The sequence below is a fragment of the Lysobacter sp. CA199 genome, from assembly GCF_052078715.1.
Lineage (GTDB): Bacteria > Pseudomonadota > Gammaproteobacteria > Xanthomonadales > Xanthomonadaceae > Lysobacter.
In genome coordinates this window covers 26,670-46,043 of the sequence record NZ_JBQJIL010000016.1, presented here as the reverse complement: position 1 = coordinate 46,043, position 19,374 = coordinate 26,670, and the positions used below count along the sequence as shown (strand labels likewise).

The 19,374-nt window shown below is 61.5% G+C and carries 27 protein-coding genes; 4 read left to right on the top strand and 23 right to left on the bottom strand.

Translation table 11 applies throughout. The annotated features are described in order from the left end of the window. Nucleotides 1-143 precede the first annotated feature (143 nt). The gene (locus ACTOWJ_RS26080) at nt 144-482 is read right to left on the bottom strand and encodes a phage tail assembly protein (RefSeq protein ID WP_441337539.1); all 339 of its coding nucleotides are present in this window, start codon (nt 480-482) and stop codon (nt 144-146) included. A gap of 266 nt (nt 483-748) precedes the next feature. Between ACTOWJ_RS26080 and ACTOWJ_RS26075 the strand changes: the two genes are divergently transcribed. Beyond that, nucleotides 749-1,000 carry a hypothetical protein gene (locus ACTOWJ_RS26075; RefSeq protein WP_441337538.1) on the top strand — a complete coding sequence of 84 codons (252 nt, stop codon included), beginning with the start codon at nt 749-751 and terminating at the stop codon, nt 998-1,000. A gap of 52 nt (nt 1,001-1,052) precedes the next feature. Here the strand turns inward: ACTOWJ_RS26075 and ACTOWJ_RS26070 are convergent, their stop codons facing one another. The 8 genes from ACTOWJ_RS26070 to ACTOWJ_RS26035 are packed head-to-tail and all read right to left on the bottom strand — an operon-like array spanning nt 1,053 to nt 6,546. Further along, nucleotides 1,053-1,577: a phage major tail tube protein gene (locus ACTOWJ_RS26070; protein ID WP_441337537.1), complete on the bottom strand. Its 525-nt coding sequence runs from the start codon at nt 1,575-1,577 to the stop codon at nt 1,053-1,055. Nucleotides 1,578-1,579: 2 nt separating this feature from the next. Then, nucleotides 1,580-2,944 carry a phage tail sheath subtilisin-like domain-containing protein gene (locus tag ACTOWJ_RS26065; RefSeq protein ID WP_441337536.1) on the bottom strand — a complete coding sequence of 455 codons (1,365 nt, stop codon included), beginning with the start codon at nt 2,942-2,944 and terminating at the stop codon, nt 1,580-1,582. A gap of 59 nt (nt 2,945-3,003) precedes the next feature. Beyond that, a complete protein-coding gene (locus ACTOWJ_RS26060; protein ID WP_441337535.1) occupies nt 3,004-3,207 on the bottom strand; it encodes a hypothetical protein in 204 nt (67 codons plus the stop codon). Further along, entirely contained in the window at nt 3,204-3,668 is a 465-nt protein-coding gene (locus tag ACTOWJ_RS26055; protein WP_441337534.1) for a Gp37 family protein, read from the bottom strand. Before ACTOWJ_RS26055 ends, ACTOWJ_RS26060 begins: the two co-directional genes overlap by 4 nt. After that, nucleotides 3,668-4,105: a gp436 family protein gene (locus ACTOWJ_RS26050; RefSeq protein WP_441337533.1), complete on the bottom strand. Its 438-nt coding sequence runs from the start codon at nt 4,103-4,105 to the stop codon at nt 3,668-3,670. Before ACTOWJ_RS26050 ends, ACTOWJ_RS26055 begins: the two co-directional genes overlap by 1 nt. A 6-nt stretch (nt 4,106-4,111) precedes the next feature. Then, entirely contained in the window at nt 4,112-5,092 is a 981-nt protein-coding gene (locus ACTOWJ_RS26045) for a major capsid protein (RefSeq protein ID WP_441337532.1), read from the bottom strand. A 12-nt stretch (nt 5,093-5,104) separates the two neighbouring features. Next, nucleotides 5,105-5,476, bottom strand: a complete 372-nt coding sequence (locus tag ACTOWJ_RS26040) for a head decoration protein (protein WP_441337531.1) — start codon at nt 5,474-5,476, stop codon at nt 5,105-5,107. A gap of 11 nt (nt 5,477-5,487) precedes the next feature. After that, nucleotides 5,488-6,546: a hypothetical protein gene (locus ACTOWJ_RS26035; protein WP_441337530.1), complete on the bottom strand. Its 1,059-nt coding sequence runs from the start codon at nt 6,544-6,546 to the stop codon at nt 5,488-5,490. Between the two features lie 238 nt (nt 6,547-6,784). On the opposite strand from ACTOWJ_RS26035, the gene ACTOWJ_RS26030 reads away from it, so the two are divergent. Genes ACTOWJ_RS26030 through ACTOWJ_RS26020 form a run of 3 tightly spaced genes read left to right on the top strand, consistent with a single transcriptional unit; the run spans nt 6,785 to nt 10,235 of the window. Further along, nucleotides 6,785-8,992 carry an XVIPCD domain-containing protein gene (locus ACTOWJ_RS26030; protein ID WP_441337529.1) on the top strand — a complete coding sequence of 736 codons (2,208 nt, stop codon included), beginning with the start codon at nt 6,785-6,787 and terminating at the stop codon, nt 8,990-8,992. Then, nucleotides 8,992-9,915, top strand: coding sequence for a hypothetical protein (locus ACTOWJ_RS26025; RefSeq protein ID WP_441337528.1), 924 nt, complete (start codon nt 8,992-8,994; stop codon nt 9,913-9,915). The genes ACTOWJ_RS26030 and ACTOWJ_RS26025 overlap by 1 nt, the downstream gene beginning before the upstream one ends. Before the next feature lie 11 nt (nt 9,916-9,926). Then, nucleotides 9,927-10,235 carry a hypothetical protein gene (locus tag ACTOWJ_RS26020; protein ID WP_441337527.1) on the top strand — a complete coding sequence of 103 codons (309 nt, stop codon included), beginning with the start codon at nt 9,927-9,929 and terminating at the stop codon, nt 10,233-10,235. Nucleotides 10,236-10,301: 66 nt separating this feature from the next. Here the strand turns inward: ACTOWJ_RS26020 and ACTOWJ_RS26015 are convergent, their stop codons facing one another. From ACTOWJ_RS26015 to ACTOWJ_RS25950, 14 genes are all read right to left on the bottom strand, one after another. Continuing rightward, a complete protein-coding gene (locus ACTOWJ_RS26015; RefSeq protein ID WP_441337526.1) occupies nt 10,302-10,829 on the bottom strand; it encodes a phage virion morphogenesis protein in 528 nt (175 codons plus the stop codon). Then, nucleotides 10,826-11,656: a phage head morphogenesis protein gene (locus ACTOWJ_RS26010; protein WP_441337525.1), complete on the bottom strand. Its 831-nt coding sequence runs from the start codon at nt 11,654-11,656 to the stop codon at nt 10,826-10,828. Before ACTOWJ_RS26010 ends, ACTOWJ_RS26015 begins: the two co-directional genes overlap by 4 nt. 3 nt (nt 11,657-11,659) lie before the next feature. Next, nucleotides 11,660-13,159 carry a DUF935 domain-containing protein gene (locus tag ACTOWJ_RS26005; RefSeq protein ID WP_441337524.1) on the bottom strand — a complete coding sequence of 500 codons (1,500 nt, stop codon included), beginning with the start codon at nt 13,157-13,159 and terminating at the stop codon, nt 11,660-11,662. Next, entirely contained in the window at nt 13,156-14,769 is a 1,614-nt protein-coding gene (locus ACTOWJ_RS26000; protein ID WP_441337523.1) for a hypothetical protein, read from the bottom strand. Before ACTOWJ_RS26000 ends, ACTOWJ_RS26005 begins: the two co-directional genes overlap by 4 nt. Then, on the bottom strand, nt 14,769-15,293 hold the full coding sequence (locus ACTOWJ_RS25995) for a DUF3486 family protein (protein WP_441337522.1): 525 nt from the start codon (nt 15,291-15,293) through the stop codon (nt 14,769-14,771). Before ACTOWJ_RS25995 ends, ACTOWJ_RS26000 begins: the two co-directional genes overlap by 1 nt. 3 nt (nt 15,294-15,296) lie before the next feature. Further along, on the bottom strand, nt 15,297-15,611 hold the full coding sequence (locus ACTOWJ_RS25990) for a hypothetical protein (RefSeq protein WP_441337521.1): 315 nt from the start codon (nt 15,609-15,611) through the stop codon (nt 15,297-15,299). Further along, the gene (locus tag ACTOWJ_RS25985; protein WP_441337520.1) at nt 15,601-15,981 is read right to left on the bottom strand and encodes a hypothetical protein; all 381 of its coding nucleotides are present in this window, start codon (nt 15,979-15,981) and stop codon (nt 15,601-15,603) included. Before ACTOWJ_RS25985 ends, ACTOWJ_RS25990 begins: the two co-directional genes overlap by 11 nt. Beyond that, nucleotides 15,978-16,340 carry a hypothetical protein gene (locus tag ACTOWJ_RS25980; RefSeq protein WP_441337519.1) on the bottom strand — a complete coding sequence of 121 codons (363 nt, stop codon included), beginning with the start codon at nt 16,338-16,340 and terminating at the stop codon, nt 15,978-15,980. Before ACTOWJ_RS25980 ends, ACTOWJ_RS25985 begins: the two co-directional genes overlap by 4 nt. After that, nucleotides 16,337-17,014 (bottom strand): hypothetical protein, encoded by a 678-nt coding sequence (locus tag ACTOWJ_RS25975; RefSeq protein WP_441337518.1) that lies wholly within the window; start codon nt 17,012-17,014, stop codon nt 16,337-16,339. Before ACTOWJ_RS25975 ends, ACTOWJ_RS25980 begins: the two co-directional genes overlap by 4 nt. Further along, nucleotides 17,011-17,286, bottom strand: coding sequence for a hypothetical protein (locus tag ACTOWJ_RS25970; protein WP_441337517.1), 276 nt, complete (start codon nt 17,284-17,286; stop codon nt 17,011-17,013). Before ACTOWJ_RS25970 ends, ACTOWJ_RS25975 begins: the two co-directional genes overlap by 4 nt. Nucleotides 17,287-17,289: 3 nt before the next feature. Next, nucleotides 17,290-17,841, bottom strand: coding sequence for an N-acetylmuramoyl-L-alanine amidase (locus ACTOWJ_RS25965; protein WP_441337516.1), 552 nt, complete (start codon nt 17,839-17,841; stop codon nt 17,290-17,292). 73 nt (nt 17,842-17,914) lie between these two features. After that, complete coding sequence (locus tag ACTOWJ_RS25960; RefSeq protein WP_441337515.1) at nt 17,915-18,442, bottom strand: hypothetical protein; 528 nt, start codon at nt 18,440-18,442, stop codon at nt 17,915-17,917. Continuing rightward, nucleotides 18,439-18,873 (bottom strand): hypothetical protein, encoded by a 435-nt coding sequence (locus ACTOWJ_RS25955; RefSeq protein WP_441337514.1) that lies wholly within the window; start codon nt 18,871-18,873, stop codon nt 18,439-18,441. Before ACTOWJ_RS25955 ends, ACTOWJ_RS25960 begins: the two co-directional genes overlap by 4 nt. Further along, nucleotides 18,870-19,334, bottom strand: a complete 465-nt coding sequence (locus ACTOWJ_RS25950) for a helix-turn-helix domain-containing protein (protein WP_441337513.1) — start codon at nt 19,332-19,334, stop codon at nt 18,870-18,872. Before ACTOWJ_RS25950 ends, ACTOWJ_RS25955 begins: the two co-directional genes overlap by 4 nt. Between the last annotated feature and the right edge of the window lie 40 nt (nt 19,335-19,374).

Sequence of the window (19,374 nt, the reverse complement as noted above, 5' to 3'; positions counted from 1 at the left end):
CATTTCGATAGGCGTTGGCGCGACGTTCTACTTCTCGCGCGGCGCGTTCGCACCATTCCTCGAAGTCGGCAAAATCCATAGCCTCGGTTACGTCCGGCTGTATGCGGTACGCCACCAGTAGCAATTCGGCGCCGTCGAATAGATCAGAGGATCGAACCGCTCTGCATCTGTTGAAATCGCGCCTGCAGCGTCGTGTAGTCGGCCGCGTCCATCTCGTCCATGTCCTCGGGCGTCAGGCCGGCGATCAATGCGAACAGCGCTACTTCCTGATCACCCTGCGTACCGCCGTCGCGTTGCGATTGCTTCAGGTCTCGAACCTTCGGGCGTCGAAGGTTCAGCGCACTGATCTGTACGCCGCCGGCGGTCGTGAACGGAAATTTCAGCGGTAGCTTGTTCGGCCCGGTCGGTGCCGCCGGCGTGGTCGAAATGGTGGCATCGGATTGCACGGCCGTAGTGCCGGAGGTGGTCAGCGCGGCGGTCACGGCGTTGTCGCTGGGGTTGTTGCCGGTCATATCGTCGTCTCGAAGTGATTGAAAGATTCGAGCGTCAATGTCGCTTAGCTGCGCAAAGCAATCAGCTAAAGCGCTTTAGAAGCGTCGCCCCATAACGCTTACGCCACGCTGTCGTAACGCTGCCGGTACTCCGTCGTAATGGGCTCGTTACAAGCTTGCAGAAAACACTTGACGGGTTTCGCGATCGAGACTTTAACTGGCCCCGCAGCACTCACTATCACCTGAGGATTACGAAAATGGCTACCTACGGAATTCCCTACTCCGACCTATACAACCCTGTTGTAAATGAATACACGCGGTTCGTCTCGATTGGCGAGATGTTCGAGATTGGCGGCATCAATTTCGACTCGCCTGAGGAGTTCAAGGACATCGCGCGCGCGAGGCTCGATGCGCTGGCGCGTACTGAAACTCCGTTCGACTCCTGGCAGGAATTCACGGCTGCTGCAGCTAAAAAAAGGATATGTCAGCAACTGCGCAGTTCCCGCTGAACGACAACGGCCCGCAATTGCGGGCCGTTTTTACATACGTTGTCGTCAATGGTTATCCGCCGATGTTGGCTCGGTACTCGGCCAACTGGTCGACACCGCCGACGCGGAAGATGTTGGCGAAATAGTCAAGTTCCAGCACTTCGCGACCGTTGATGACTTGCTTGATGTAGGTCGCGGAGAAGGCGCTGCTGAATTCCGCGTTTTCGTGTTGCTTGTACGTACCCAGCGGTAGCTTCTTGAACATCACCGTCAGGAATGTCACCAGGGCGATCTGTTCAAGACGCCCCTGCGGTCCGTAGCTCTCAACGTTGGACCGGACCTGCAACTGCACTGCTCGGAACGGATTGGACACGGCGCGGCCGACATCCTCGTAGTACGAATTCCATTTCACCTCGCCTTCAAGCTTGTCGAATCCGGCGGGCAGTTCCGTCTTGCCGATCATGCCCAGGCCCTTATGCTCCTGCATGATCGCCGAGATGTCCGGCAGCTTGACCTCTTCGGCCCGACCGAGCAGCGAATTGCCGTTGACGTAAAGGTTTGCGTTGGTGATTCGGTTGATCTGAATCTTGCCCGGCATGATCAGCTACCTTTGAAAGTGGCGAGGAATTCGGTGGTGATCTCGGTCTCATAGGTGAGACGTTCCATCGGCGGCGGCGGGGTGTAGCGAAGGCTAAGCAGCAAATGACCGGCCGACAGTTCGGTGTCGGGATTGCGAGCGGGATCGAACCAGCACTGGAAACCCAGCAACGCGCCGTCGCCGATGAGCTTGCGGCCGTATCCATTGGCCGATTCCGTCATGCTGTCGATCAGGGCCTGGGTTATCGGCATGTCGATGAAGGGCTGACTGGCCAAGCGAAGGGCTTCGTTGATGAGATCGCCGGTTCGCCGAACATTCTCGAAGTTCCGCAGGTGCGTCACGGTCGGAAATGCCGCCGTGCGATTGCCCCACAGCCGGAATCCCGTACCGAAGCTGTTGAACACGGTGGTGATGCCGACTTCGTTGAGCAGGTTCACTTCCGACTGCGGGTCGGAAATCATCGCGGACAGTGGGCGTTCCAGTCCGATCACACCGGCCAATTGCTGATTGGAGCTCGACCACCAGAATCCGTTTTCCTGATCGACCCAGGCGCGCAGGCCGGCGGCGCGCTGGGACAGCGGTTCCAACCGTTCCGCATTGAGCACCGGGTCGTAAACCTTGACGTGCGGATAGCACAGACGAACGCGATCGCTGCTGGTGCTGAAATTGATGGTGCCGGACGGGCCGCGACCAGCCAGCGCCTGGTCAAACGTGGTTCCGATCGGCGCGTCGATGTAGGTGACGGCTTCCAATTGCTGCGCGATCCCGGCCAACTCGGCCGCAACACTGGCCTGCGTACCGTAAGCCGGTGCGATCAGAATCTTCGGGCTGAATCCGTAGAGCTGATACGCGTCCTTGAGCGCGAGCAAGCCGGTGCGAATGCCCGCCGCGTTTACCGCACCGATGACGTCGGCCGCGGTGACCCGCGCCGGGTCCGCATGATCATAGTCCAGCGCCACATCCGCGCCGGCGACGATCGCGCCACCCTTCTGTCGCGTGATTTCACCGGTGGCCTTGTCGACGCTGTAATCCACACCCGCGTTGTAAGTGGTCTGACCATTCTTGCTCTTGACCGCTACGCTAATCAGCGCCGGGTGCAAGGTTTTGAGTCTGTCGCGTGCGTCAAATCGCGCGAGTTCGGTCGCCACAGTCGATTTGTGAATCGCTGGGTCCAGCACATTCACCACCAGGACCGTGCCGACGCCGTAGTCGTAGATGGCGTCGAGCGCCTGCGGGATCGTGAAGCCGGGCAACTGCGCGCCGAACTGCGCCGCGTCGCGTTCGTTGAGGGTGAGCGTCAACGAGCCCACCGGCCCACCGGGTGCGGTGCCGACCAGACCGATGACAGCGCTCTTGATCGCGCGCACGGGGCGCGGGCCGCGTTCGATCTCGATCGTTTCGACGCCGTGCAGAAAATTAGCGGCCATTACGGCGATTCCTTCTTCGTTTCGGCCTTGGCGGCCGGCGTCTTCGGGGCCGGGGCTAGGCGCTTTTGCGCGATCAGACCCAGCGTGTACGGATGCGTTTCCGGCAATTCCACGTCGCGCTGATCGAACAGCATGACCTCGTGCGGTTCGCCATCGATCAACAACGTGGCGCCGCTGGTGGGGCCGTTGTAGCGGTATTTCATGGGGTTTCCTCGTAATGGGTCCGAACCAGAAGTGGCCCGACGTCGGGAATCGCGTCCTCGATCGCAACGGTTTGGGTGGCTAGGTCGAGGGCGTACTGCCATTGCCCCTCGACTTGGCCGATGAACTTCTCGCCGACCGCCCGGGTCTTGCGGCAATCGGGTGGGCGAAATCCCAGCAGATGCCGCCGCGCCTGGTCGAGCGCATCGATCGCGCCGTCGCGTCCATGCAACTGGCGAAACACCAGCGTTACCGTGACGCGCAGATCGCGCGGCTGCGCAACGAACTCGGTGTCCGCAGGAGCTTGAAACTGACTCCCTGCGTAGGCGATCAGGAATGCGCCGGCCGGATGGTTTAGGCGGTACTGGCTCGGCGCCTCCGGGAACAACTCACCCGCATATCCCGGCATGCGCGATCGGAGCCGCTGAACATAGGCGTCGAGGATTTCGCGGGTCGCCGCCATCAGTACCGATCCAGCAGGGTTTGCGGGAACGCTTGGCGGCGCGCGCGCACCTTGGTCTGCCCGGGCTCCGGCGTCGCCGCCTGCGTGTCCGGGTGGCCGATCGTGACCTTGCCGTCGCGAATCTCCTCAAGCAGATCGATCGCACCCTTGTGGGTACGAACCACCGCGTCGGGCAGATCGTTGCCTTCGGGGCGACGCGCATACAGTTCGTACCGCGCCAGATGAATCGTCACGTCTTTGACGACAGTCGGTACCGGCGCGAGCGGCAGTACGTAACGCCCGCGCAGGTACGAATCGACCAGTTCCTCGGCGCCTTCGATCTTGCCCTCGACGATCGCGATATCCGGCGCGTCAGCAGTGGGGTCGTCGTTGGACAGTTCGACCAGCGTGCGCGCCGGGATAGCGCGCTGCAGATCGGCGAAGGTGCAATAGCGCATCGGAGATCAGCCGGCTTTCATTTCGTACAGCGCCTCGGGGAACAGGCACAGCGCGAGCGGGTTGGCTTGACCTTCCAGCTCCCAGCCTTTGCCCATGCGCCGTTCTTCGGCCTTGGCATAGAACGGCTTGCCGAGCGTGTTGACGGCTTCGTTGTAGTTGGCCGGCGCGTTGTAGAGCTTGAACACGCCGCGTGCCACCGGGAAAACCTGGGCCACGTCTTCGGGGATGAAGCGCTGAGTGCCAACCGTCACGTCGTACTCGATGAACTCGATTCCGCCGAAGGTAAAGCCCGAACGCTGATCGCCGCCGAGGCGATCCTGCGCGGCCTGCCAGCCCTCGAATGCCGCCTTGACGTTCTTGTGCGCCGTCATGGCGTCGAACCAAGCCGGGCCGCAGTACGCGCGGAAGCCGGTGACCAGTGTGGCCCCGAGCTTCTTCTCGGAATAGCGCTTGGCGTCCAGGCACGCCTTGCGCACGTCGGTGGCCTCGTTGCCGAATGCAATCGTGGCGGTTTTCTTGGCGACACCGAACTCATCGAACAGGTCGTAGATCACCGAGCCATCGGCGTCGAGAATCTTGCCGCGAAGTGCGCCGATTCGCTGGAATTCGCGGGTCGCGTCGATGTTGTTCTTGAGCCGTTCCAGTTCATCGTTGATAACGGCGGCCTGGGCCTCGACCGCGTCGTCGGAGCCGAACGCGGCGACGCTCTGGATATCGACCGGCGCCACATTGCCGGACAGCGGAAGGTGCTGCGTCTGGAACGTGCGGCGGACACGGCTGCCTTTGCCGGCGGGCTCGGGATCGGCGGTGCGCGAGATGTTCGGCACCAGGACCAGGCGGCCATCGCGCTGGTCGATCACGACAGTGGTGTCCTTGATGCCCTTGTCCTCGAACAGGCCGCTGGCGCCGACCTTGGTCGGAACGGCGGGCAGCTTGTTGATCGCGTCGGTGAGCGCGGCCGTGGTGAAAAGGTCTTGCAGATTCATGGGCGGGTTTCCTTAGAGGACGGCGCGGGCGACGATGCCGCGCGCTTCGAGTTCGGCCACGCCTGCGGCCTTCTGCGGTGCGGTGATCGCGGCGGGCCACAGCAATGCGGCCTCGTTGACCGTGGCGCCGCGTGCGATGACGGTTCCCTTGCGCGTTGCCGCACTCGCGGCCAGCGTTTCAGCCAGGATCGCGTTCGTCCTCTTGGCGGCGGCATCCGCCGATGCCGGATCGACGGCCTGGTACTGGCCGTTCACCAGGGCCAGCACCGTGCCGAGCGGAATCTCGGCGCCAGCCGCGAACGTGCCGCGCTGTTTGGTCCAGCCGGTGGCGACTTCGATAAGCAGCAGATCGGTCAGGGTTTTGGGTTGGGTGAAGGTGGTCATGCGGGCCTCTGTCAGCGCGTACGGTGTTCGCTACGACGCTCGGCGTCGGCGACCAGGGGATTGACGGGGCCGTCCTTGGCGACGGCGGTTTTGGTGGCGGTCTCGCCGAAGCTCACGCTTTGCGGCAGATCGGACAGAAACGCCTTGACCGCGTCGGCTAGCGGCTGCTTGGCCTCGCCTTCGCCGAATTCGAGCGTCTGCTCGCCGCCGCTGCTGTGGTCAAGCCAGGCCACGACTACGTCCTTGTGCTTGGGCGGCAGCCGGCCGCCGGTGACCAGGCCATCGGCGAAACTCAAGTTCTGCGTGTGCTGGGTCTCTTGCGCGGTGCCGGCGTCGCGCTGTTCGAGTTCCTGGACACGCGCCTTCAAGCGCGTGTTCTCGGCCTCGATGGCGGCCTTTTGTTCGGGGGTCACGGTGGTCTCCTGCGGAGTGATGCGGGGCGGATCGCAGAACGCGGGACCGCTGTTGGGTTCGATGAGCGCGGCCTCGCGCAACGATTCGATGAGCCAGTTCGGCACGATCTGATCCGCGTCCTCGGCTCCGAACTTGGTCAGAACCCAATCGCGCAGGCGGCGAAAGATGTCGGCGCTGTAGCCGTGGGCGTAATCGCCGAAGTGGACGATGCCGGTCTCGTTGTCGGCGAACTCGACCTTGCCCTGGGCGAAGGCACTCAGGTCCGGCGCGCGCATGCCTTTGTTCGCCGGCGGCGCTGCGCCGAGAAACCCGACATGGCGCAGGTAATACACACCAGGGACCGGATTGCTCGGGGATTCGGGGTGATAGAAGCTGCCGCTGAGCGACAGCAGCCGGCCGGCTTCAACCGCGTCGGCAAACTGCGGGTCCACCTTGGCCGGAAGGCCTTCCAGGGCGCCATCCATGAACGACAGGCCGGCGATGTGCCCGTAGGCCAGGTCGTCGTGCTTGGGGTGGCCGATCACCAACGGGGCGCGGTACTTCTGCGGGTCGTAGGCCTCGGCCGAACGGCGCAGATCGTCGTCGGAGAAACGGACGGGCTGACCGCTCATATCGGTCTTGTGGCCCGGGGTCATGATTTGCAGGGATTTGCTCATGGCCGCCACTATCGTCGGCGGCGGACGCCCTTTCCCCTAAACTGATTTAGAGATTATCCGGGCGGCCAAGTGTCATGTTTGGCTCAGAAACGGTGCCGAAAAGGCGCTGCAAGCCGACTCGATAAACGCCCGGGTTTAATTGCGAACAGTCACATTTCCAGGGGGTGAACCCGGGCACGTTGGCGTTTCGCCGGCCCTGCTATTCTCGGGGTGAGTCTTACCGAATAAGGACATTCAGATGGCAACGCCCCTGCGCCGCACAGATACCCGCGATGTCACAGCCCTACTGTCGGCTGTTGATGAGAAGGGTCAGTATGACCCCCTGACATTCGAGGCCCAACGCCTCATCCTGCGAAATCAACGGGTCGGCGGCGTCGATGCTGCAGCACTCGTCAACGATTTGCAGCGTGCCCCCGGTTACCGACATTTCAACCGCGATAGTTTCTTGGACGCGATTGATAGCCGCTTGGAAACACCTGCCGAGAAGCGCCGATTCGCGGAGGCCTTGGATGCCGCCAACATCACAGACTCTTGGCAAGAACGGATAGCCGAGCAGGCTCAGGAGCGCACAGCTGAACTAGTGCGAGCAGGCGAAGAACTCGTCAAGAGACTGGACAAAGCAACAAGCGACGGCCTATCCGTCGCCAAACAGTGGGCTAACGAATCGGCCAACGACCCCAATGCCTCGACGGCAGAACGAGCAGCGGCAGCCGCCGCCTCGAAGTTGGCTAGTGAAGTGCAATTCGGTTACGGCGCCACCAAAGGTGCGGTGGTACATACCGGGGAAATGTTGGGTGGCTTCATCGATCTCGCCAAGATGGGCGAGCAGATGGCGACCGACGAGAACTACCGCAAGATCGTTTTCGGCATGGCGAAAATGTACGCCGCCGACGTGATAGCCGACCCTAGCAAGCCTGGAAACGATATTTCCCAGGCGGTCGGTGATGCGATCGACAAATGGAAAGCCGGATACGAGTCCGCGCGCCAACAAGGCAAGGTCGATGAGTATGTGGGCGGCACTGCCGGTGCCGCGGCTGTCGAAATTGTGTCGCTTGCGGTTCCTCCGGCGAAACTTGGCAAGTTTGCGAAGGCTTTGCACGCGATAGACGCTGTCGTTCCCGAGCACGCGGCTTCGTTAACGCATGCGCTAGGTGAAGTAACTCCGAGCGGGGTGCAGGTCCATGTAGTCGGAAAAGCCGGGGATCTCGCGAAGGGCGCCCGCGCGCTTGGCGACGATGCGGGGCGCGTCGCGCATTCTGCGGAAGCGATCCACGCGTTAGGTGAAACGCTGGCCGATGTTAATCGGGGCCTGAAGAAAGGCGGTCAACTCGCGGAAGGCGCCGACGACATTGCCGAAGGATTGATTGGCCGAGCCCGAGAACACGGCAAACTCGAAGGAATCGTTAAGGCAGCGCACGCAACGGGTAATGTCCAAGGGCTGTTGCGGAGCGGCCATTTATCGCCGAAGGATTTGACCGAAGTCCTCAAGATGGACAAGACGGTTTTCGACGGTGAAATTAAATTCGAGGAGGCTCTTAAGCAGAGTACCGAAGGCATCACAAAGGCACAGGGCGTAACACACCTAAGTGAGCTGACGCCGCGTAAGTTACTAGGCGATATCGCGGAAGCCATTCAGACCTACAAGATGGTGGAGGATGGCTATACCGACATCGTCACCATCAAGAACAACTCCGGCCACGGAATCGACATCGTCGGACGTAACAAAGGCGGTGATCTGGAGTTCTTTGAGGTTAAGTCATCGGCCAAGGGAATTGCCGTTGCACAGCATGGCGATCCAGCTCAATTCATTGCTTCCAGATTGGACAGCGCAGTCGAGGGTCTGGAGAAATGGGCAGCTCACAACCAAATGCCTGGGACGCAGGAACTTGCGGCCAAGCTTCGAGGGGAAATCACAAGCCCGGATGGGACGGTCTCTGTAAATGCCAAGTGGGTTCAGATGAACATGAGCCTGGAGCCCGGCACCGGCAAGATTCTGTTCGATCGGAAGGTCGAAGATTGGGTTGTTCCGGGCCCTAGGCACACCGGCCAAGCGCCTGCGCTTGAGCGCTTTCAGGATCACGCCGAGTTCCAGCAGATTCACAAGGCGGTGCTTGCTGATGGGCGAGGTAACGAAGAGCAGTGCGCGAACGTAACCGCCGCGCTGTTGCGCTCATATACGGCCGATCCGCTCATGAAGCGCATCGACTCCGTAGCCTTTGGAAACGCTCCTACGGGCGAGACGAACGTCTTCGCGGTGTACTCCCCACACGGAGATAAAGGCCCGCACTTCCACGTTCATGTGAACGCCCAACAAGCCGCCCAGGAGCCAGCGGAAAAGAACCTGACGCAGGTTGAGCAGATCAACCAACAGCAAGCGATTGCACAACAAGAAGCGCTGCAACGCGGGCCGGATGATCCGGGTCGCGGTGGCCCGAGGATGGGTTGATGACCGAAAAAAGAACGAAGAATAAAAGCGATCTTGCCTGGCACCCCTCGTTGAAGAAGGTGTTCAAAGAGTGCGAGCGATGGTGGGCCGTTCATTTCAGCGAGCGGGGGGATGTCACCAAAAGACTTGGCGAATTACAGCGTTCCATCGACGCGCCCGGATCGTTTTCTCCTGGGCCTTTAACCCTTCCATTGATTTCCCTCGGATCAGAGATTCAGGCGTGCATCCTCGCTCAGACAGGAAGCTCACCTGAGTTCTCGCAAGCGTTTCAGGAGAGCGTTGCATTTCGGGCGTTGGAGTTTCGATCGTTAGCCGGAAGATCGTTTCCGAGCGATCAGCAGCCTTTCTATATCCACCAACATCCCAGCCTATCCGCCGCTGGCCCTGCAATATTGTCGCAGTGGCGACTGGCGGAAACCTGCGCCCGCGTCTTGATCGCCCTCGGCGAGAAAGATCAGCGGGTCAACCCGAGGGAATCGTTTCGTGATGGATGGGGTCGGGGCACAGTTGAAGCATTTGTGATCCGGCTGTTTTCGGATGCCTTCGCTATTAGCACCACATACGAGCCCGTTAACGCGTTGACTCCTGAGTACCAAGCTCTACTAGACGCATGGCGAACCAACGATGAGGCGATCTATCGTGCATCCATGCAGGCAGCGGCAGAGTTTCATCTCACACGCAGCCGACAGAGCACAGACCATGTGACGTATGAGTTCGATGCCCCGTTCGACCGTGTGTTCCCGGTGGAACTTCTCGCCGTGCAGGCTCTGCGCCGCAGAGATCACCTCCCGGAGTTTCAAACCGGGCACAACCTTGTGGACACGCCGTGGTCTGTGGTTAGCGATCTATCAACAGCACTCGACCAACCGCTCGTCGTTTCTGCAGAGGCGCGCCTACGCCGCGACTACCCCGAATTTCGGTAAAGAAACTCATCATGAATAGCCCGCCAGATCGGGTGGATACCCGCGACATCGCTGCACTGCTCGCTGCTACGGACGATCAGGGCGAGGTAGACCCTATCGCATTCGAAGCCGAGCGACTGATCCTCAGAAACCAACGAGTCGGCGGCATCGACGCGGTCGCGTTGGTCGATGCATTGCAGCGGCTAGCCCCCTCCGAGAATTCCAATGGAAGTGTTTCTCGGCAAATAGCCGACGACGTGACTCAGTGGCAAATCGATCGGCGGATAGGGCGACGTCGCCGGAGTAGAACGGCGACGAAAAGCTTTGCAAAGGGTTTTTAAGCGCGACGCGCCCCTCCGGCGGTGACGCCGTTCGTACCCGGGGCTGCACGCGCCTTGTAGCGCGTTCTAGTCGACCGCCGAAACGAGATGACGCAACAGCGTGTCGAGGACCGCGCGTTCGGCCTCGGGCTGCAAGCTGCCATCGGCTTGCACGGGAAGATACGGCCGCGCCGGTATCGTGACCTTGCGATTGCGTCCGGCCTGGCCGCCTAGCTGCTGTATCGCCGCGTAGACCTTGTTGCTACCTACGATGGCGGTATTTGCATCGAAGTCTGTCGTAACCGACGCGGCCAACTGACCGGATTCCTGAAGCATCGCGAAGTTTCCCGCGTCAGGTTCGATGGGTTTGCGCCGCCGGCGCTTTCCATCCAAGCCGTTGTTGATACGGTCGGCCCGCTTCTGCAGCGTAACCTCCGCGAGCGGCTGCCAGTCGGGCCGTCCTTGAGCCTCGAAATTATTCTCGGTTTCCGCCGCGAGGGTGCCGGCGATCTTGCGCATTGCTGGCGTCCGATCCAGGCCCGCGCGTTCGAGCCGATCCAGTGCTTCGATCACACGGCCGTCGTCAATCCGCGCGTCGAGCCACTTGTCGTTCACCGCTCCAATTCCCGACCGGCCAGATCAACGAGATCGCCGCTGTAGCGATTCGGGTCCGCCGTCCAATGCGCGGCGCCCGGGTTGTAGCTCCAGCCGACACCGGGAGAAATGGTCGTATCGCGGCCGGTGAGTGGATCGCGGGTGCGGTATGTCGCGACTTCGCGCAATTCACCGGTGCGGCGGGAAACGAGTTTCCGGGTCGTACCGAGCCGGCCGCGCATATCGGTGATTCCCTTCGCTTCCGCCTCATCGCGGGTCAAAGCAGTAACACGGCAGCGACAGCCAAAATCGTTGGGCGGGTAGTAGCTGCGGAAGAAGTCGCCGGCCAGCAGCGCAACGGTTCCGTGCAAGGCGCGATGCTCGGGGCGGGTTTGCGCGTCCATCACCGCGACGTACCGGCCATAGGGCCGATCGTCCGCATTCGCCATCTGTTGCTGGTAACGCCCCGCCTGATAGGCGGCTTGAAGATTGGTTCGGTAGATCGTCCACAATCGCCAGGGGCTGCCCAACTGGACGCTGCGCTGTTCGCCGTTCGGTGCCGTCACGATCTTGCTGCCCCACCAGCCTTTGCGCCGCAACACCGGCGTCAGCTCTTTCTCGAACCAGCGGAAGGTCTGGCCGTTCTCGATCGCCTGCTGCACGGCGCCACGAATGTCCTCAAGGATATCCAGCCGCGTCGCCTTGGCGACGGTGAATGCCGTCGCATGAGCGTCCTGCCAAACCTCCTCCCAATCGAAGCTGATCTTGAATCCCTTCTTGCGGAGCAGCGCGATGGCTTCCTTCGGTGGCAGGGCCATGCAGGCAGCGAGCGTGGTGGCGTTCGGCATTGATCAACCCTCAGCCGCTTCCGCGTCCGCCGACAACCGGCCCCATACATTCGCGACGAAAATGATTCGTGCGACGCGCTCCTGCAGTTCGGCACCATCCATTGCCGGATACAGCCCGACCAAGCGCGCCTCCAAGTCCGTCGAGCTCAGACCGCCATCGACCGCGTCCAGCAAAGGCTGCAGCGCCGGCTCGATCGCCAGGGCGAAGTCATCGGCCGCAATCACACGATCGAGCGCGGCGTCCAAGGCATCCTGATCGGGAAAGGTCTCGACGTCAGCGAAGTCCAGCGCCGGCCTGGACGCCGGCAGCGCGGGCGCTGCGATCTCGACTTCATCGTCGGCCAGGCCATAGCGGCGCTGAAAATAGACCTTGGTTAGCTTGGCGCCCGCCTTGGTGAGCTTCTCGTCGCGCTCGGCCAGGCGCACGTCTACGTCTTCCTGCTGCCACATATCAAACTTCGGGCGCTCAGCGTCGCCGAAGTTCACGTCGACCACCCAACCGATCAGTTCGTTCATCACCTCACAAACAATCTCGGCATCGCCGTCGCGGATGTCCTCAGTCACTTCCAGGCCAGCGGAGGCCGAAGCCCGCGTGCTGTCCTTCTCGGTGGATTGGTTTTGTCCAAGCAATGCAATAGCGATCTCCGAGCGGCAGAACTCCAGCAACTCGCGATAGACGCTGGCGCTGGCGCCCTTCCCGCTGGCGTCCATGATCTCGACCGAACTGTCGTCCGGGATAACCGCGATCGCATCCTGCACCATGTCAGCTAGGCGATCGAGAAACAGATCCGTTTCTTCGTCATTGGTGCCGCGCGGCTGTTTGCCTACCAAGAACGGCGAGCCGTACTTCTCGGTGAAAGCCACCCAAAACTTCAGGCCGCCCTTCTTGAACACGGCGGGCCAGAACACGCGCGACATATCGGGGAAGCCGTAGGGGTTCGCATAGCTGGCTTCCTGCGTTGCCACCAGGAACTTCCGATCGGGTACCGGTTCGCCGGCCGCCGGTTCCCTCGACGTGCGCAAACGCAGTTCATTTTCGCGGCCAAACGTGAACCATTCGGGCGGCTTGCCGACGACCCGAACCGGCAGCCATAAGCCATCTTCCGCCGCCCACATCACTTCCAACGGCTGATAGCCGTAGAGGGTCGCATCCAGAATCTCGGAAATCAGTTTCGACATGCCCAGCCGATCGAGCATCTGGTCGATGACCTTCGCGACACGGTTCTTGGTCCCGGCGCGATCGATGCCACGCTCCAGCGAACGCACGGCGGATTTTCGACGCCGCACGCATCCACCGATGGCGGCGTCGGCGAGCAGATCGCGATAAACCGTCACGTCCTTGCCGAGCTTCTTCAGCACAGGATCGGGATTGGGCAGATGACCGCCGCTGCCAATCGCAGCCGCACCCCGGCCGCGCAGCGCCAGTTCGCCGCTGTTGGGCCGCTTCAGGTCGGCGAAGCTGACGAATTCGTGCGGTGAGATGAATAAACCTTTGGCGCTCATGCGTACCCCTTCAGCAGTTGGACCACCTGGCGCTTGCGCCGCGAGCGCACCTTGGCCGGTCCCTTGTTCAGTTCAAGCGTGGCGTACCAGGCCAACGCGAGCGCGATGACGAAGTCGCCGTGACGCTGAATGTCCGGGTCTTTCAAGTCGTCGCGCCGCAATGTCGGCACCATCGGGATACCGTCCACCTCCACCAGGTCGCGAAGATCGGCGGCGTGGTTTTCGTCGCGCGGCAGATCGATCACCCCGTCTTCAAAAGCACCAATCATTCGTGGCATGTACTGGCCATACCAGGAGCGGCTTAACTTGATCTCATGGATACGCCCACGGCCAAAGCGATCGGCGGTGTACTCGGCCAGGGTTTCGCCGTTACCGCCGGCGTCCATTGCGCCACCGGCGAATCGCGGCAACCGCTCGATCATCGCCCACAGGATCTGTTCCTGTTGGCGCGTCGGGACGTTGTGCATCTCGATCACGAACGGCACGTTGCGGCGGCGATCGGGCAGGATCGCGATCGGACAGATCACGCTGAAGTCGCGATGACGAGCGAAGTCCTGCCCGAAGGCGTGCCGATGATCGTGATCGAGTAGTGCCAGCAGTGGATACAGATAGCGCTTGATCCAGTCCTCGCACCAGGCGCGGCGCCAGCTTTCCGGCTTTTCCACGAAGCCATCATCGAGCACCAATCGCAATACCGGACGCGCTTCCAACATGGCGTCGTCGATCCATACGCCGGGGATGCAGACACCGTTGCCATCGCGCGGTATCGCGTCCAATTCCTCGCGCATGGCGGACTTTCGCGGGCCGTACTTCGCCCGGATATCCTTGTACCAATGCTCTTTGCCTTCGGCGCTTGGCTGCTCGCCGAGCATGAAACAGACGCGCTCGTACAACCCGTTCGCCACGGCCTGGTCGAAGGTCACGGTAAACACCACCGCGTCGTCGCCGTACTTGCCCGCTTCAACGTCTTTGACCAACTGATTGAACGCGTTGTTCTTGCCGTTGTGCGAGGAGATGACGACGATCTCGCCACCCCAAATTGACAGGGCCGACGCCGCGTCCAGGACGCCTTCGACGTCGACATGGAACGCGGCCTCATCGATCACCACCTTGCCCTGCAAGCCGCGCACGTTGGCCGGACGTGACGATAGCGCCGATATCTGGAAGCCTGATGCGAAGCGGATGCGGTACGCCGTGATTTCCCGCGTACGGCCGTCTTTGTCCTGATCCTGGAACAGGAACTCTTCGATTGACGACACGCCCTGACCCTGCGCCTGGGCGATCACCCGAGCGAACTTGGCGCAGTAGCCGATGAACTCCAGTCCCTTTTCCTTGGTGTCGCCGATGTAGAACACGTTCTTGCCGCCGGCGGACTTACGGGACGCGGCGAGGATCGTGTCGTCCAGGGCCTCGGCAAAGGTGATGCCGGTGCGGCGGCCTTTCGGGCAGACCTTCAGGCCCGCCCTCAACGCGAGCCATTCCCGCTGGTGCGCCATCAAAACGCCATCGGCCAGCGGATTCAGATCGGCGGGCACCTCGCGCGCACGCGCAGGCAGCTCATCCCATTCGACAATTCGTAAGGTGCTTTTGAGAGGGGCGACGGCTGCCATTAGCCGACGCCCAGCACCTTGGTCCGCCAGAACTCAACCTGCGATTCGTCCATGCCTTGAGCGCGTGCGGCATCACCGACAGCGTCGGCCGCCTCGCGCAGCGCCTGGTCGCGCGCCTGACGGGCGTGCTTCTTCTGCTCCATCGACGCGCGAACCAGTTGGGCGACTGCCTTGGTGATCGATGCCAGGTTGACGTTCTTTCGATCCACGCCTTTCATTTCGCGCAGAATCGTAAATAACTCGGTCTGCAGCATACGAACCAGGCCCGCATCGAGCGCGCCTTCTTCGTCGGGGCTGGCGTCGCAGAATGCCTTGGCCTGCTCGGTCGCCAGCTTCACGGCTTCCAGCTTCTGCTGGAAGTCGCTGCCGTAGTCGGCTAATGCCGACTTGCTGATGCTGAAACCACGCACACGCAGTTCTTCGCACAACTCCTGATAGCGGCTGAAGTTGTTTCCGATCAGGGCCGAGTCCAGCCATTGCTTGACCTCTTTGGGCCAGCTCAACACCTTCTTTCGCTTAGGCATGGGTCAGCTGGCCCAATACTTCGGCGGACGCGCGATGCCAGGCCCGCACTCGTCCACATACTCGACGCAGTCCACGCCCTGATGCGTCAGCGCCGCGTGCCAGCGACCGATTGGCTTGCGCTCGATCTCGATCAGCTTGCGATCTTCCAGATAGTCCAATTCCCGACGCACTTCCAGCTGGTTCGTGTCGAAGTACATTTCGCGCACGATGTCCAGGATCATCTCCTCCGGTGCGCCCACCGGCCGGCCCCGATCAAGGACCGATAAAATCAGCCAACGCAGCCCTTCGCGTCGAACCTTCGCGTGATCAATTGCCATTCCTTGCCCCCTGAATCTGCACCAGCTCGACTTTGCTCATCACCGCGTCGAGCTTTGCCTCGATGATGGTTTGCCCGCGAATAAAATCCTCGCGTTGCGTATATCGCATGGGTAGGTCGGCCTTGAATTCAAGGAACGCGCGCTCGATCTGACGCCATTCATCTCGGTCCCGATTACTTTGCGTCTCGAAGCCGTCCATCCGTTCGGACAGCGTGTCGAAGCGGTCGCCCATCTTTTCGTCGATCGCGCTCAGACGCGTGGTCAGCCAACGCTCAGCCTGTTTCAGGGCGATCATGGCGATCGCGCCATACGAGCCGACGATGAAGATCACCAGGGTGATCAAATGCCCGATGTCGAATTCGACTTTCACGATCCGATCTCCGGGCAAGGCGGCGGCTCTGATGCCCGGCAATTACTGCTGTCGCTAGCCACACAACACGGCTCAACGCTGTGATCGGCATAGACGGGCCACCAGGCGGCTGATTGCGTATGCGGCCAGGACCCGGAGGCAAACACCGGGTCGCTCGGGCCGGCGCCGGTATCGGCGACAGCAGCGCGTTCGTAGGTGGCCGGGCGTGGATTGCCCGCCACGGGTTCGGAGTACCTGACCGGGATGCGGGCAATGCTCCGGCACATCCGCCAGTCACAGATTGCGAAGATCGCAACGCAGACGACGCCCGCGATAAAGAGGGAACCGACGACAAAGAAACCGATTGCGGTCGAGTTCACGGCTTCACCTCTTGGGGCTGCGCCGCGTCGATCAGGGCATTCACCTGTCCTTCGATACCTCGGCAGCGTTCGCCGTAGTCGGCGATGTGGGCGAGGATGTCTTCGGGTCGAAGCGCGGTCGCCAGTAGTTCGGCATCAGCACCGGCGGCGCGGAGGGTCGCGTCGCCAATGCCGGCGGCAGCGATGGCTTCCGGGGCGGAAACGCCGAGGGCGAGGTTGTAGTCGCGCACGAAGCCAGCAGTAAAAACAGCAGCGGGAAGGGATTGGGGCGCGGCACCAGGTGCCGAGATATATTCACGGGTGACACGATCGATTCTCCGAAGGAGTTGGGCGCGGTCGCGCGCAGCGAAGTCTTTCTGTTCTTGCAGCCGCGCATCCAGGCGGTTGCCGCGCTCGACTTGTGCGCTGTAGTCGGTCCAGGCTTGTGCGTGAGCCTTGGCCAGCGCGCGAACTTGAACGACTTCGCGCTGAGCGGCATCGGCGTTCAGCGCGTCGATCTCGGCCGCCCGTTCGCGGCGACCCGACGCCTGACCATCACGGAAGGCGATCAGGTAGCCCGCAACCAACAGTGCCGAAGCTAGCAGCACGACTGCGAGCGAGCGCAGCGCCCGCCCGAGCCGATTACGCACGGTGGCAGGCAAGCCGCCGTACCAGGAAAGGACGACACCGATCACGGCGCATCCTCCTGGCGACCGGAGAGCCGCGCTACCCAGGTGTTCACGTTGGCGGGCAGATGCAGACCTTGCGTGGTTACGACGCGCAGCGCGGCATTGATGAGAGGAAGGACGAGCGCGACGTATAGGTAGAAGTTGCCAGGCACGATCTGGCGCAGCACATCCAGTCCGGTTTCCAACGCCACCAATACTGCAGCCAATAAATTCACCCACAACGTCCAGCTGCGATGCCACGGCTTCTTGAGCGCAGTGACGTTTGATGAGGCCGTCATTCCTTACAGCCCTCCGTTCAGGATGTTCGCCGCGTCCGGTGTCATGCCCTGAGACAACCACCGGGCGACGTCGAAACCTGGGCAGGTCTTCAGCCAATCGATCGACGTAATCCGACCGTCCCCATTTTTATCCGGGGACAGATCGCGGTGGCCACAGATGCGCGCGGCGGGATAGTCGCGGCGTAGGGTTGCGATGAGCGTAGCTAGCGCGTCCCATTGCGCCTGGGTGTAGCCGCTCGTGCCGAGCAGGCAGACGCCGATGGATCGCTCGTTGTGGCCGGCGACGTGTGCGCCGACTTCGTCCAGATGACGACCGGTCGCGACGGCGCCGGTGGTGTAGATGATGAAGTGGTAGCCGATCGCACCCAAGCGAGAATTGACGCGGCGCCGCCATTCCATGCCGCGCTTGAACGGCGGTTTGCGAGTGCGGTGCATTTCGTCGATGACATCGACGGGGGCCATGTAGCCGGGCTGCCCCGGCAGGCCACGGAATAGCGGACTGCCGTTCGGCGTCGCCGAACAGTGAATAACAATGTGGTCGATCTTGCGCGGCATCACCGCCCCCTTGTGGAGTTCCCCGCTACGATGCGGGGAACCTGGGGCGGCTTCCTCTAAACCGCTTTAGAGACTAAGCGCTGCCTTGCGTCTGTTTCTCCGGTGCGGCCAGGCATTCCTTGCGAGCCGCTGTGTATTGCTTTTGATCGTCGGCTATCGCTTCACGCCAACCAGAATAGGTGCCGTTGCTCGCCAGCATCTCTATGTGACGCCAGCTGGATTCAACTAACGTTGAGGCCCGCACGCATTCCGCATAAGGGCTTTCATCGAGCAGCGTGCCGAATCGTTGTGACTGTTGTCGGACTGCGCTCACGCGTGCGTTCAGCGTGGCCGTATCGCCAAGATTTCCGCTCGACGCTACTGACCCAAACTCAGCGACGACGCCGTCCAACTCTTTGACGAAGGCTTCAGTCTCTGCCGCGTTGGGCCTGGCTTGCTCCCTCGGCGCAGAGTCCGGCGCCGCTTCGGGCGCGCTTCGCGCTGCCGTTGTCGCGACGCTGCTGGGGTTCTCACCGGCCTGGTGAACTTCCGGCGCTGATTGCGTCTGAGCACCGCATCCCGAAAGGCCCAGGACCAACGCGCACAAGATCGCCGGCTTCATGCGCGCCTCCGGTGCTGCCGTTCAACGTTGCGGCAATAGAGCTCGTTCTCGATCAGCGCGATATCGTCCTGGAATCGAAGAATCGCAGATCGTTCCTGCTTGCAAAGGTGCCGCACCCGGTCCCAAACGACATACGCCAGGACTGGAATCAACAGCAGCAAGAACATGAGGTCCTGGGGCTGCGCTTCCGCAAGGCGCATTAGGATCGCCCAACCGATGAACATGCCGGCGCCTATCGGCGTCCAGATTTGTGGATTCATCCAGTAACGATATTGCACAGTCCGCAACGACTTGCGCTTGATCCTCAACTCTTCCGCAAGCTCTTGACCATCCATCGCTTGCCAAGCGTGCAGCGAGTGGTGATGCACATCGACGTTGTTGATATCTCTTCCGGCCGCCTGGCCGACCGGCGCGTTGAATATCTGGCTCACTTCTTCTTTCCTTTGCCGTGATTGGTGATGTCGCGGCCGGCCGCTTGACCAACCCGCTCATTGAAGACTTGTGATGCGCTCGCTTCGCCCTCTGCGCGCAAGCGCGCCAACTCGTCGCGAACCATCGCCGAATTCTTAGTAGCGATCGCGAACAGCACCAGTTGCAGCGATCGTTGATCTTCGACGGGAAGATCAAGCGTGGTCACGGTGTCGGTAGCCAACTTGACGAAGTCGAGCAATCGCTCGGTGTTCCCAAGCCGCTCGGCCGCAGTTGTGCCGTAGAGCACGTAATCGACATCCAACTGCGGCATTCGCTGCTTTAGGACGAGCAACTCCTCCTTCGGGAACGCCCCCCGTTCCTTGCGTCCGTGAAATGCGCGGGCTGAAAGCCCTAGCAACTCGGCGACTTCTTTGTCCGACCGAACGGACAACTGCTGCTTCAGCCGCAGCAACTGGCTCAAAAAATCTTCCATAAGACCCCTTGACACTTCCCTTGGTGGT

What these genes read in the sequence shown, in the direction of transcription:
- ACTOWJ_RS26075 (WP_441337538.1), top strand. Translation starts at nt 749, where the DNA reads ATGGCTACCTACGGAATTCCCTACTCCGACCTATACAACCCTGTTGTA.
- ACTOWJ_RS26070 (WP_441337537.1), bottom strand. Translation starts at nt 1,577, where the DNA reads ATGCCGGGCAAGATTCAGATCAACCGAATCACCAACGCAAACCTTTAC.
- ACTOWJ_RS26060 (WP_441337535.1), bottom strand. Translation starts at nt 3,207, where the DNA reads ATGAAATACCGCTACAACGGCCCCACCAGCGGCGCCACGTTGTTGATC.
- ACTOWJ_RS26055 (WP_441337534.1), bottom strand. Translation starts at nt 3,668, where the DNA reads ATGGCGGCGACCCGCGAAATCCTCGACGCCTATGTTCAGCGGCTCCGA.
- ACTOWJ_RS26050 (WP_441337533.1), bottom strand. Translation starts at nt 4,105, where the DNA reads ATGCGCTATTGCACCTTCGCCGATCTGCAGCGCGCTATCCCGGCGCGC.
- ACTOWJ_RS26045 (WP_441337532.1), bottom strand. Translation starts at nt 5,092, where the DNA reads ATGAATCTGCAAGACCTTTTCACCACGGCCGCGCTCACCGACGCGATC.
- ACTOWJ_RS26040 (WP_441337531.1), bottom strand. Translation starts at nt 5,476, where the DNA reads ATGACCACCTTCACCCAACCCAAAACCCTGACCGATCTGCTGCTTATC.
- ACTOWJ_RS26035 (WP_441337530.1), bottom strand. Translation starts at nt 6,546, where the DNA reads ATGAGCAAATCCCTGCAAATCATGACCCCGGGCCACAAGACCGATATG.
- ACTOWJ_RS26030 (WP_441337529.1), top strand. Translation starts at nt 6,785, where the DNA reads ATGGCAACGCCCCTGCGCCGCACAGATACCCGCGATGTCACAGCCCTA.
- ACTOWJ_RS26025 (WP_441337528.1), top strand. Translation starts at nt 8,992, where the DNA reads ATGACCGAAAAAAGAACGAAGAATAAAAGCGATCTTGCCTGGCACCCC.
- ACTOWJ_RS26020 (WP_441337527.1), top strand. Translation starts at nt 9,927, where the DNA reads ATGAATAGCCCGCCAGATCGGGTGGATACCCGCGACATCGCTGCACTG.
- ACTOWJ_RS26010 (WP_441337525.1), bottom strand. Translation starts at nt 11,656, where the DNA reads ATGCCGAACGCCACCACGCTCGCTGCCTGCATGGCCCTGCCACCGAAG.
- ACTOWJ_RS26005 (WP_441337524.1), bottom strand. Translation starts at nt 13,159, where the DNA reads ATGAGCGCCAAAGGTTTATTCATCTCACCGCACGAATTCGTCAGCTTC.
- ACTOWJ_RS26000 (WP_441337523.1), bottom strand. Translation starts at nt 14,769, where the DNA reads ATGGCAGCCGTCGCCCCTCTCAAAAGCACCTTACGAATTGTCGAATGG.
- ACTOWJ_RS25995 (WP_441337522.1), bottom strand. Translation starts at nt 15,293, where the DNA reads ATGCCTAAGCGAAAGAAGGTGTTGAGCTGGCCCAAAGAGGTCAAGCAA.
- ACTOWJ_RS25990 (WP_441337521.1), bottom strand. Translation starts at nt 15,611, where the DNA reads ATGGCAATTGATCACGCGAAGGTTCGACGCGAAGGGCTGCGTTGGCTG.
- ACTOWJ_RS25970 (WP_441337517.1), bottom strand. Translation starts at nt 17,286, where the DNA reads ATGACGGCCTCATCAAACGTCACTGCGCTCAAGAAGCCGTGGCATCGC.
- ACTOWJ_RS25965 (WP_441337516.1), bottom strand. Translation starts at nt 17,841, where the DNA reads ATGCCGCGCAAGATCGACCACATTGTTATTCACTGTTCGGCGACGCCG.
- ACTOWJ_RS25960 (WP_441337515.1), bottom strand. Translation starts at nt 18,442, where the DNA reads ATGAAGCCGGCGATCTTGTGCGCGTTGGTCCTGGGCCTTTCGGGATGC.